At 62.7% G+C, this 11,401-nt stretch carries 10 protein-coding genes; 9 read left to right on the top strand and 1 reads right to left on the bottom strand.

The features are described from left to right. The first annotated feature begins 246 nt into the window (after positions 1-246). Genes JTY93_RS16945 through JTY93_RS16935 form a run of 3 tightly spaced genes read left to right on the top strand, consistent with a single transcriptional unit; the run spans position 247 to position 3,370 of the window. Entirely contained in the window at positions 247-1,224 is a 978-nt protein-coding gene (locus JTY93_RS16945; RefSeq protein WP_205476711.1) for a thiamine pyrophosphate-dependent dehydrogenase E1 component subunit alpha, read from the top strand. A gap of 26 nt (positions 1,225-1,250) precedes the next feature. Continuing rightward, the gene (locus JTY93_RS16940; protein WP_205476710.1) at positions 1,251-2,270 is read left to right on the top strand and encodes an alpha-ketoacid dehydrogenase subunit beta; all 1,020 of its coding nucleotides are present in this window, start codon (positions 1,251-1,253) and stop codon (positions 2,268-2,270) included. Continuing rightward, positions 2,267-3,370, top strand: a complete 1,104-nt coding sequence (locus JTY93_RS16935; protein ID WP_205476709.1) for an acetoin dehydrogenase dihydrolipoyllysine-residue acetyltransferase subunit — start codon at positions 2,267-2,269, stop codon at positions 3,368-3,370. Before JTY93_RS16940 ends, JTY93_RS16935 begins: the two co-directional genes overlap by 4 nt. Before the next feature lie 114 nt (positions 3,371-3,484). Here the strand turns inward: JTY93_RS16935 and JTY93_RS16930 are convergent, their stop codons facing one another. Further along, the gene (locus JTY93_RS16930; protein ID WP_205476708.1) at positions 3,485-4,381 is read right to left on the bottom strand and encodes a helix-turn-helix domain-containing protein; all 897 of its coding nucleotides are present in this window, start codon (positions 4,379-4,381) and stop codon (positions 3,485-3,487) included. Between the two features lie 138 nt (positions 4,382-4,519). Between JTY93_RS16930 and JTY93_RS16925 the strand changes: the two genes are divergently transcribed. The 6 genes from JTY93_RS16925 (at position 4,520) to JTY93_RS16900 (ending at position 11,327) form a co-directional block, all read left to right on the top strand. Continuing rightward, on the top strand, positions 4,520-5,878 hold the full coding sequence (locus tag JTY93_RS16925) for a glutamine synthetase family protein (RefSeq protein WP_092239378.1): 1,359 nt from the start codon (positions 4,520-4,522) through the stop codon (positions 5,876-5,878). A 31-nt stretch (positions 5,879-5,909) separates the two neighbouring features. After that, positions 5,910-6,998, top strand: a complete 1,089-nt coding sequence (locus JTY93_RS16920) for a polyamine ABC transporter substrate-binding protein (RefSeq protein ID WP_205476707.1) — start codon at positions 5,910-5,912, stop codon at positions 6,996-6,998. Continuing rightward, positions 6,995-8,290: an NAD(P)/FAD-dependent oxidoreductase gene (locus JTY93_RS16915; protein WP_205476706.1), complete on the top strand. Its 1,296-nt coding sequence runs from the start codon at positions 6,995-6,997 to the stop codon at positions 8,288-8,290. Before JTY93_RS16920 ends, JTY93_RS16915 begins: the two co-directional genes overlap by 4 nt. A 96-nt stretch (positions 8,291-8,386) precedes the next feature. Further along, positions 8,387-9,742: an MATE family efflux transporter gene (locus JTY93_RS16910; RefSeq protein WP_205476705.1), complete on the top strand. Its 1,356-nt coding sequence runs from the start codon at positions 8,387-8,389 to the stop codon at positions 9,740-9,742. An 83-nt stretch (positions 9,743-9,825) separates the two neighbouring features. After that, positions 9,826-10,326, top strand: a complete 501-nt coding sequence (locus JTY93_RS16905) for a sigma-70 family RNA polymerase sigma factor (protein ID WP_205476704.1) — start codon at positions 9,826-9,828, stop codon at positions 10,324-10,326. Positions 10,327-10,358: 32 nt separating this feature from the next. After that, positions 10,359-11,327 carry a FecR family protein gene (locus JTY93_RS16900; RefSeq protein WP_205476721.1) on the top strand — a complete coding sequence of 323 codons (969 nt, stop codon included), beginning with the start codon at positions 10,359-10,361 and terminating at the stop codon, positions 11,325-11,327. Positions 11,328-11,401 lie beyond the last annotated feature (74 nt).

Genomic DNA, 11,401 nt, shown 5'->3' with positions numbered 1-11,401 from the left:
ACAAGGGCGGCCTGACCAACTGCCCGCCGTGAGACGCAACGTCTCATCCTGCCTGAGACGCAGCCCGCACGCTGCAATGCGCCGTCTCATTGTGCGGTGGCCTGCCGCACCGGCACAACCGCACGGCACTGCTCTGGATCAAGGCTTTGCCAGGTTTTGCCGCACGTTGGCACAGGCTGTGCTGAACAGGTTGCAGCTGGCCGCAGCCAGCCTTTTGTGTGTCGAGACAACCTGGAGAACAACAAGATGTCCACTCACCTGTCCACTGATCAACTGCTGCATGCCTATACCGTGATGCGCACCATCCGTGATTTTGAAGAACGCTTGCACGTGGAATTCGCCACCGGCGAAATCCCAGGCTTCGTGCACCTGTATGCCGGCCAGGAGGCCTGCGCCGCCGGGGTCATGGCCCATCTCAACGATGAAGATTGCATCGCCTCCAACCACCGTGGCCACGGCCACTGCATCGCCAAGGGCGTGGATGTGTTCGGCATGATGGCCGAGATCTACGGCAAGAAAACCGGGGTATGCGGCGGCAAGGGTGGCTCCATGCACATTGCCGACCAGGAGAAGGGCATGCTCGGCGCCAACGGCATTGTCGGTGCCGGCGCTCCGTTGGCGGCCGGTGCGGCATTGGCGTCCAAACTCAAGGGCAGCCAGGGCGTGGCCGTGGCGTTTTTTGGCGACGGCGGTTCCAACGAAGGCGCGGTATTCGAGGCGATGAACCTGGCCGCGATCATGAAATTGCCGTGCCTGTTCGTCGCCGAGAACAACGGCTACGCGGAGGCGACCGGTTCCGGCTGGTCGGTGGCGTGCAAGGACATTGCCGAGCGTGCCGTGGGGTTTGGCATGCCGGGGGTGATCGTCGATGGCAATGACTTCTTTGCCGTCCACGCAGCGTTGGGCGTGGCGGTGCAGCGGGCGCGCCAGGGCGAGGGGCCGACCCTGGTCGAGGTCAAGCTGCACCGCTTCTACGGCCACTTTGAAGGCGACGCGCAAACCTATCGCGGCCGCGATGAGGTGAAAAACCTGCGCGAAACCCAGGATTGCCTGGCGCTGTTTCGCCAGCGCTGCAGCGCCGAAGGCTGGCTGGACGCGGCGCAGTTCGAGCGCATCGACGCCGAAGTCGCGCAGTTGATCGACGACGCCGTGCGCCTGGCCAAGTCCGATCCCAAGCCCCAGGCAGCCGACCTGCTCAGCGATGTCTACGTCGCCTACCGCTAATAACAACAAGACCCGGAGAGAATTTTATGGCTCGCAAAATCAGTTATCAGCAGGCAATCAACGAAGCCCTGGCCCAGGAAATGCGCCGCGACCAGAGCGTGTTTATCATCGGCCAGGACGTGTCCGGCGGCACCGGCGCCCCTGGCGAGCAAGATGCCTGGGGCGGTGTGCTGGGGGTGACCAAGGGCCTGTACCCGGAGTTTCCCGAGCGCGTGCTGGATGCGCCGCTGTCTGAAGTTGGTTACGTGGGCATGGCCGTTGGCGCCGCCACCCGGGGCATGCGCCCGGTGTGCGAGTTGATGTTCGTCGACTTTATCGGCTGCTGCCTCGACCAGTTGCTCAACCAGGCCGCCAAGTTCCGCTACATGTTCGGCGGCAAGACCACCACGCCGCTGGTGGTGCGCGCCATGTACGGCGCCGGCCTGCGTGCCGCGGCCCAGCATTCGCAGATGCTCACCTCGATGTGGACGCACATCCCTGGCCTGAAGGTGGTGTGCCCAGCCACGCCCTATGACGCCAAGGGCATGCTGATCCAGGCGATCCGCGACAACGACCCGGTGATCTTCCTTGAACACAAGATGCTCTACAGCCTGCAAGGCGAAGTGCCGGAGGAGCTGTACACCGTGCCGTTTGGCGAGGCTAACTTTGTGCGTGAAGGCAACGACGTGACCCTGGTGACCTACGGGCGCATGGTGCATGTGGCCCTGGAAGCTGCGGCCAACCTGGCGCGCCAGGGCATCGACTGCGAAGTGCTGGACCTGCGCACCACCAGCCCGCTGGATGAAGACAGCATCCTTGAAAGCGTGGAGAAAACCGGGCGCCTGGTGGTGATCGACGAGTCCAACCCGCGCTGCTCGATTGCCACGGATATCAGCGCCCTGGTGGCCCAGCGTGGGTTTTCCTTCCTGCGTGCGCCGATTGAGATGGTCACTGCGCCGCATACGCCGGTGCCGTTTTCCGATGCCCTGGAAGACCTGTACATCCCCGACGCGGCAAAGATCGAGGCCGCTGTGCGCAAGATCGCTGACAAGAGGACTGCGGCATGATCCATACCTTGACCATGCCCAAGTGGGGGCTGTCGATGACCGAAGGCCGGGTCGATGTCTGGCTCAAGCAGCCGGGCGACCGGGTAGAGAAGGGCGAGGAAGTGCTTGACGTGGAGACCGACAAAATCTCCAGCAGCGTCGAGGCGCCGTTCAGCGGCGTGTTGCGCCGGGTGCTGGCGCAGAGCGACGAGACGTTACCGGTCGGCGCGTTGCTGGGCATTGTGGTGGAGGGCGAAGCCACGGAAGCAGAAATCGATGCGGTGATCGACAGCTTCAATGAAGGCTTTGTCTCCAGCAGCGCCGAGGCGCAGGCGTCGGGGCCGAGTGCGCAGAAGGTCGAGCTGGGCGGGCGCCTGCTGCGTTATCTCGACCTTGGCGAGGGTGGCACGCCGCTGGTGCTGATCCACGGTTTTGGCGGCGACTTGAACAATTGGCTGTTCAACCATCCGGCCCTGGCCGCCGAGCGCCGGGTGATCGCCCTGGACCTGCCGGGGCATGGCGAGTCGGGCAAGCACCTGCACGGTGGCGATGCCGAGGAGTTGAGCCAGGCGGTGTTGGCGTTGCTCGATCACCTCAAGCTTGAACGCGTGCACCTGGCTGGGCACTCCATGGGCGGGCTGGTTTCGTTGACAGTGGCGAGCCAGGCGCCGGGGCGCGTAGCGTCGTTGGTGCTGATCGCCAGCGCCGGCCTGGGCGCGGATATCAACGGCGATTACCTGCAGGGATTCACCGAGGCCAATAACCGCAACGCGCTCAAGCCGCAGTTGGTGCAACTGTTCAGTGACCCGGCATTGGTCACGCGGCAGATGCTCGAAGACATGCTCAAGTTCAAACGGTTGGAAGGGGTGGATCAGGCGCTGCGCCAGCTCAATGCCAAGCTGTTCGACGGTGGACGGCAGATGTTGGACTTGCGGGCGGTGGTAGGGCAGCAGCCGAGCTTGGTGATCTGGGGCAGTGACGATGCCATCATCCCGGTGCGGCATGCCCAGGGGTTGCAGGCCCAGGTGGAGGTCTTGCCGGGGCAGGGGCATATGGTGCAGTTGGAGGCGGCGGAGCAAGTGAATCAGTTGCTGAGTCTCTTCCTCAAATCTCAAGCCTGATAGCAATCAAATGTGGGAGCGGGCTTGCTCGCGAATACGGTGGGTCAGTCAGACATTCATTGCCTGACACACCGCTTTCGCGAGCAAGCCCGCTCCCACAGGGTTGACCGTGTATCAACCATGACGCTTGAGGGTTTCGCTGGGCAGTTCCTTGAACAGCGCCCGGTAGCTATTGGAAAACCGTCCCAAATGCCAGAACGACCAATTCATCGCCACCTCGGCCACCGTGGTGGTGGCGCAGCTCAACAACTCGCGCCGCGCGCCGTTCAATCGGCGCAGGCGCAGCCATTGTGCCGGGCTCATCCCGGTGTAGGTCTTGAAGCCTTGTTGCAACTGACGCAGCGGCACACCGGCAATCTGTGCCAGTTGCAGCAGGTTGACCGTTTCATCCGGCGCATCCGCCGCCCACGCGCCAATGCGCGCCATCAACTGGCGTTCTGCGCTGCGTCGCTGCAATGAGTGGCGGTCCAGGCAGACACAGGCGTTGTCGAGGATAAACAGACAATCGTCCAGTAGTTGCCGGGTCAGGGCGTCGCGGCTGAGCGGGTCGATCACACTGGACAAACGCGTTAGGGTGCCACTGAGCCAGCGGCTGAACAGCGCGTTTTGTTGGCCGGTCAACGGCGCCATGAACAGGCCTTCAAGGCTGGCCACGTCCAGGCCATGGCGTTGCACGAACTGCGGGCCAAACACCACCGCCACTTCACGGTAGTTTTCCGGGGTGATCCAGGTATTGCGGCTTTCGCCATTGAGCAGATACAGCGCGTTGTCGCTGCCGTCGAAACAGAAGGCGAGTGAGCCCGGCGGCGCATTGAAGTGCTGCTCGACGCGGGTATTCATGCACTCTTCGTACACCTGCACACCCTGTAGGTCGAGGTAGCGGATCTGCCCGGCAAAATGCCCCGGGGACATCTGCTGGTACTGCTGCACCCAACCGGGTGTCGCACTGCATTGAGCGGCCACATCACCGGTGGTGAAGGCCTGTACGCGCAAAGCTGTTGCCTGTGTCATGGGTGATCCGTGCGCACTCTATTGGTGCGTTGTGGGTCGTGCAAAGTGGATAGATGCCGGGGTAAGGCTGGCCCAAGATAGACCTCAATGCGCTGGGAGTACAAGCCGGCGCAGCACCCAACCCATGCCGAGGTCTTTATGAATGCCCCTTTCGATCAGCTGTCCACCTGGCTGAAAGAACACAAGATTACCGAAGTCGAATGCGTGATCAGCGACCTGACGGGCATTGCCCGCGGCAAGATTGCGCCCACCAACAAGTTTTTGCATGAGCGTGGCATGCGCTTGCCGGAAAGCGTGTTGCTGCAAACGGTAACCGGGGACTTTGTCGACGACGATATCTATTACGACCTGCTGGACCCGGCCGATATCGACATGATCTGCCGCCCGGTGGCCAACGCCACCTATGTGGTGCCGTGGGCCATCGAACCCACCGCCATCGTGATCCACGACACCTTCGATAAACAGGGTAACCCCATCGAACTGTCGCCACGCAATGTGCTGAAAAAGGTTCTGCAGCTGTATACCGACCAAGGTTGGCAGCCGATTGTCGCGCCGGAAATGGAGTTCTACCTGACCCAGCGCTGCGAAGACCCGGACCTGCCGCTGAAAACCCCGGTGGGGCGTTCCGGGCGTGCCGAAACCGGGCGCCAGTCGTTCTCCATCGACGCGGCCAACGAGTTCGACCCGCTGTTTGAAGATGTCTATGACTGGTGCGAAGCCCAGGGCCTGGACCTCGATACGCTGATCCACGAAGACGGCCCGGCGCAGATGGAAATCAACTTCCGCCACGGCGACGCCCTCGACCTGGCCGACCAGATCACCGTGTTCAAGCGCACCCTGCGCGAAGCGGCGCTCAAGCACAATGTGGCCGCAACCTTTATGGCCAAGCCTGTGGCCGACGAGCCGGGCAGCGCCATGCACCTGCACCAGAGCGTGGTGGATATCGCCACCGGCCAACCGGTGTTTGTCGACGCTGACGGGCAGATGAGCCAGCTGTTCCTGCAGCACATTGGCGGCCTGCAGAAGTACATCCCGATGCTGCTGCCGATGTTCGCGCCCAACGTCAACTCGTTCCGCCGCTTCCTGCCCGACACCTCGGCGCCGGTCAACGTGGAGTGGGGCGAAGAAAACCGCACCGTCGGCCTGCGCGTGCCGACCTCCAGCCCCGACGCGATGCGCGTGGAAAACCGTCTGCCGGGTGCCGATGCCAACCCCTACCTGGCCATCGCCGCCAGCCTGCTATGCGGCTATCTGGGGATGATCGAAAAGATCCAGCCGAGCGCGCCGGTGGAAGGCCGCGCTTATGAACGCCGCAACCTGCGCCTGCCGATCACCATCGAAGATGCCCTGGCGCGCATGGAAGCCTGCGACACGGTCAAGCAGTACCTGGGGGACAAGTTTGTGCGGGGGTATGTCGCGGTGAAACGCGCCGAGCATGAGAATTTCAAGCGGGTGATCAGCTCCTGGGAGCGTGAGTTCCTGCTGCTGAGTGTCTGACTCCACCACCAACCATAAAAAAGGTGTCGATATGCCTCTCGTCAAACAGCTTCTCCCACTGGCCCTGGCCGCAGTGTTCAGCAGCGCCAGCCACGCCGCACCGACGGTCAGTGTCTACAACTGGACCGACTACATCGGCGAGACCACCCTGGCCGACTTCCAGGCCAAGACCGGGACCAAGGTGGTCTACGACGTGTTCGACTCCAATGAAACCCTGGAGGGCAAGCTGCTGGCGGGGCGTACCGGGTATGACGTGGTGGTGCCGTCCAATCACTTTTTGGGGCGCCAGGTAAAGGCCGGGGCGTTCCTCAAGCTGGACCGCGCGCAATTGCCCAACTACCCGAACCTGGACCCCAAGTTGCTCAAGCTGCTGGAGCAGAACGACCCCGGCAACGCGCACGCGGTGCCGTACCTGTGGGGCACCAATGGCATCGGCTATAACGTCGACAAGGTCAAGCAAGTGCTGGGCATCGACCATATCGATTCGTGGGCGGTGATGTTCGAGCCCGAGAACCTGAAGAAGCTGCAGCAATGCGGCGTGGCGTTCCTCGATTCGGCGGATGAAGCGTTCCCGGCGATCCTCAACTATATGGGCATGGACCCGCGCAGCGAGAAGGTCGGCGACTATGAAAAGGCCGAAGCCAAGTTGCTGACCCTGCGCCCGTACATCACCTATTTCCATTCCTCCAAGTACATCTCGGACCTGGCCAATGGTGATATCTGCGTGGCCTTCGGCTACTCCGGCGATGTGTTCCAGGCGGCCAACCGCGCCAAGGAAGCCAAGAACGGGGTGAACATCGCCTATTCGATTCCCAAGGAGGGCAGCAACCTGTGGTTCGACTTGCTGGCGATTCCTGCAGACGCCACCAACCCGAAAGAGGCCCATGCGTTTATCAACTATCTACTGGACCCCGAGGTCATTGCCAAGGTCAGCACCTATGTCGGCTACGCCAACGCCAACCCGGCGGCGAAGGCCTTCATGGCACCGGAGCTGGTGAATAATCCTGAGGTGTACCCGCCCCAGGAGGTGCTCGACAAACTGTACATTTCCACCACTCCCAGCCCGGCCATCATGCGTGTGATGACCCGCGCCTGGAGCAAAGTGAAGTCCAACCGATGAATCAGTCCCAAGACCACGCCCGCTCCTATTACCGGGCTTCGGCCAATGCCATGCCCGAACGCCCAGCGCTGGCCGAAGACTTGAGTGCCGATGTGTGTGTGATCGGCGGCGGCTTTACCGGCGTCAACACCGCCATCGAACTGGCCCAGCGCGGCCTTTCGGTGATCCTCCTGGAAGCCCGGCGTATTGGTTGGGGCGCCAGCGGGCGTAATGGAGGGCAGTTGATCCGGGGGATCGGCCATGATGTTTCGGGCTTTGCCCGTCATGTGGGCGAGGAGGGCGTGCGTTACCTGCAGCGGGCCGGGATCGATTCGGTGGCGTTGGTGGGTGAGCGCATCCGTGAGCATGGCATCGACTGCGACCTGCGCTGGGGCTTTTGTGAGTTGGCCAATACGCCGGCGCAATTTGCCGCGTTCAAGGGCGAGCAGCAAAGCCTGGCTGCTCTGGGCTATGTGCCTGAAACCCGGCTGGTGGCGGCGCAGGATATGGCGCAGGTGGTCGGCTCTAAGCTGTACGCCGGTGGTTTGGTGGACATGGGCTCGGGCCATTTGCATCCGCTCAACCTAGTGCTGGGCGAGGCCCGCGTGGCCGAGGCGCTGGGCGTGCGGATTTTCGAGCAAAGCCCGGCGCTGCAACTGAGCCATGGCGACACCGTGCAGGTGCGCTGCGCCAGCGGCACTGTGCGGGCTGCCAGCCTGGTATTGGCGTGCAATGCACACCTTGAAGAACTGGAGCCACGCCTGAGCGGCAAGGTGCTGCCGGCCGGCAGCTATATCATCGCAACCGAGCCGTTGCCGGCCGCGCTTGCCGATCAACTGATCCCGCAGAACCTGGCGCTGTGCGACCAGAAAGTCGGCCTGGACTATTACCGGCTCTCGGCAGACCGTCGGCTGCTGTTCGGAGGTGCCTGTCATTATTCGGGGCGTGATCCGGTGGATATCGCGGCTTATATGCGCCCGAAAATGCTCAAGGTGTTTCCACAACTGGCCACTACCGCCATTGAGTTCCAATGGGGCGGCAAGATTGGTATCACCGCCAATCGCTTTCCCCAGGTCGGCAGGTTGCAGCAGTACCCCAACGTGTTTTACGCCCAGGGCTATTCGGGGCATGGGCTTAATGTCACCCACTGGTGCGCGCGGCTGCTGGCCGAAGCTATCCATGCCGGCCACAGCCAGGGCCTGGAGACCTTCAGCCGGGTGCCGCATATGACGTTCCCGGGCGGCAAGGCCTTGCGCTCGCCATTACTGGCACTGGGCATGTTGTGGTACCGGCTGCGGGAAATGCTGGGATAGGCGTTGTAAGCGGGGTGGCGGGTTAAAACACAGCAACATCGGATCCAATACGCTATAAACCCTCGGTCGCTGTGTAAATCCGAGGCCCCGCTGTTCATGCAGAACCCTTTGCAACGCCCGCTGTGGCAGGTCTACCTGTTCTTTCTTGCGCCGATGGTGCTGTCTAACTTCCTGCAGAGTTTTTCCGGCACCCTCAACGGTATCTATGTCGGGCAAATGCTCGGCACCCAGGCGCTGGCGGCGGTGTCGGGGATGTTTCCCATCGTGTTCTTTTTTATCGCCCTGGTGATTGGCCTGGGGGCGGGCGCTTCGGTGCTGATCGGCCAGGCCTGGGGCGCGGGCGAAACGGCGTTGGTCAAGGTCATCACCGGCGCGACCCTGACCCTGGGCGCGCTGATCGGGCTGATCGCCGCCGTGCTCGGCAGCCTGTTCGCGCGCCCGGCCATGCAAGCGCTGGGCACACCGTTGGATGTGCTGGACGACGCGGTCGGTTATGCCCAGGTGATGATGCTGATCATGCCGTTGTTGCTGGTGTTCATCCTCTACACCCAACTGCTGCGGGGCGTGAGCGATACGGTGTCACCGCTGCTGGCGCTGATCGTTTCGACCGTGGTTGGCCTGTTGCTGACCCCGGCCCTGATCCGCGGCTGGCTGGGGCTGCCGCCCATGGGTATCCAGAGCGCGGCCTATGCCGGCCTGGCCGCGAATGCCGTGGCCATGTTGTTTCTGGTGCTGCGCCTGCGCCACAAAAACCACGTGATGGCGCCGGACCGCCTATTGCTGGCGGCCTTGCGCCTGGACCGGGCGATCCTTGGCAAAGTCCTGCGCATCGGCCTGCCCACGGGCTTGCAGATGGTGGTGCTGTCGTTGTCGGAGTTGGTGATCCTGGCACTGGTCAATGGCCACGGCTCCCAGGCCACGGCGGCGTATGGCGCGGTGACGCAGATCGTCAACTATGTGCAATTCCCGGCGCTGTCGATTGCCATCACCGCCTCGATCCTCGGCGCCCAGGCCATCGGCGCCGGGCGCCTGGAACGCATCGGGCCGATCCTGCGCACCGGACTTGCGATCAACCTGTGCCTGACCGGGAGCCTGATCCTGCTCGGTTACGCCTTGTCCCACTGGCTCCTGGGCCTGTTCATCACCGATGACCAGGCGCGGGTCCAGGCCGAACACCTGCTGCACATCATGCTCTGGAGCATTCTGGTGTTCGGCTTCCAGGCGGTGATAGGCGGGATCATGCGCGCCAGCGGCGTGGTGCTGATGCCGGTGGCGATCTCGATCTTCTGCGTGTTGGGTGTGGAGTTGCCGGTGGCGTATCTGCTCAATGCACGCTTCGGCCTGGAAGGGGTGTGGATGGCGTTCCCGGTGACCTATCTGGTGATGCTGGGGTTGCAGACCGCGTATTACCGGTTGGTGTGGCGGCATAAGCAGATCAAGCGGTTGGTCTAGAGGCTGGATTGGCGACGGCAAGCAATTGCTCCACTTAATAGGAAGAATTACTATTCACGCCCCGCCTATCCAGTGCATCCCCGATGACTCCCCAGCCGCCCCGCAGACCAGGCTTTTTCGCGTACTACGAAGAGTTGGTCGGGACCTGGACGCGTCGCCTGCGCAATCGCCAGCAGGCCGAGGACCTGGCCCATGACACGTTTGTGCGGGTCTTGGAGTCCAAGTCGGCGCAGGTCGAGCAGCCGCGTGCCTATTTGCACCAGACGGCACGCAATATTGCGGTGGATGCCTATCGTCGTGCGGACCGGCACGACGCGGTGGCGTTGCAGGCCTTTGAACCGGGTGCGTCGCACAGTGGCGACCCGGAGCATTTCATGCACGCCGTGCAGTTGGCGGACTCCATCGAACGGGCCCTGGCCGAATTGCCCCTCAATTGCCGCAGGATTTTCATCTGGCAAAAGATCGAGGGCCTGACCCAGCAGGAAATCGCCGAGCGCCTGGGGCTTTCTAAAAACATGGTGGAAAAGTATATGATCCGCACCCTGCGGCATCTGCGTGATCGCCTGGACGCGCTGGCCCCATGACCAATGCCCGCTTTGAAACAGGATCTTCCATGATGGATACCCGTGAGTGTGCCTGTGGCAGCGCAACGGTGCGTGACGAGGCGGCGCAGTGGTTCGTGCGTTTGCAGGACCATCCCTTGAGCGTTGGGGACCAGCATCTTTTTGACGCCTGGCGTGGGGAGCATCCCGCGCACCAGTATGAATTCGAGGTGCTGCAAGGGCTGTGGAGCGTCGCTGACCTGCTGCCCAAGGTTCGTTTGCAGGCCTTGGTCGCTACGCCTGTGCCGCGCAAGCGTCGTGGGGTGGTGCGCTATGCCATGGCGGCGAGTGTGCTGGCGGTGGCCGTGGGTTTGGGGCTGTTCAGCGGCCTGGATCATCCGGCGGTGTACGACGCACAGTTCAGCACAGCGTTGGGTGAGCGCCGCCAAGTGGCGTTGCCCGACGGCTCGCTGATGGACCTCAATAGCCGCAGCGTGGTGGCGGTGCATTACGAAAAGGGCCGGCGTGGGATTGAACTCAAGCAGGGTGAGGCGCTGTTCAGCGTCGAACACGACACCAGCCGGCCTTTTGTGGTGCAGGCCGGGGCCGGGCAGGTGACGGTTACCGGGACTCGGTTTGACGTGCGCCGCGACGATGACCAAACCCGCGTGGTGGTCGAGGCCGGAACGGTCAAGGTGCAAGGGCATGCCGCGCAGCCGGTGGTCACACTGACGGCGGGCCTGGGTACATCGATCGACAACCAGGGCGCGGTCGCGGCGGCCCGTCCGGTCAACGCCCAGGCGCTGCTGGCCTGGCAGACCGGCAAGCTGGTGTTCAACGACGCCAGCCTGGCCGAGGTGGCGCGGGAAGTCTCGCGCTACCGCGAAAAACCCTTGCGGGTCAGCGCTGCGGCCAGCGAGTTACGCCTGACCAGCGTGTTCAAATCCAACGACACCGATGCCTTGCTCAAGGCGTTGCCGCACATCCTGCCGGTGGCTTTGCGCACGCTGCCTGACGGTAGCCAGGAAATAATTTCACGCTAGGTTCAGGTTTTTTTCGAGTTCTTCGTCTTCTTGTCCAACTGCAACTGGTTTGCATTAACCGACGCGCTCTCTTG

Source organism: Pseudomonas hygromyciniae (genome assembly GCF_016925675.1).
Lineage (GTDB): Bacteria > Pseudomonadota > Gammaproteobacteria > Pseudomonadales > Pseudomonadaceae > Aquipseudomonas > Aquipseudomonas hygromyciniae.
The sequence above is the reverse complement of the archived record's forward strand: the minus strand, read 5'-3'. Positions and strand labels throughout refer to the sequence as shown.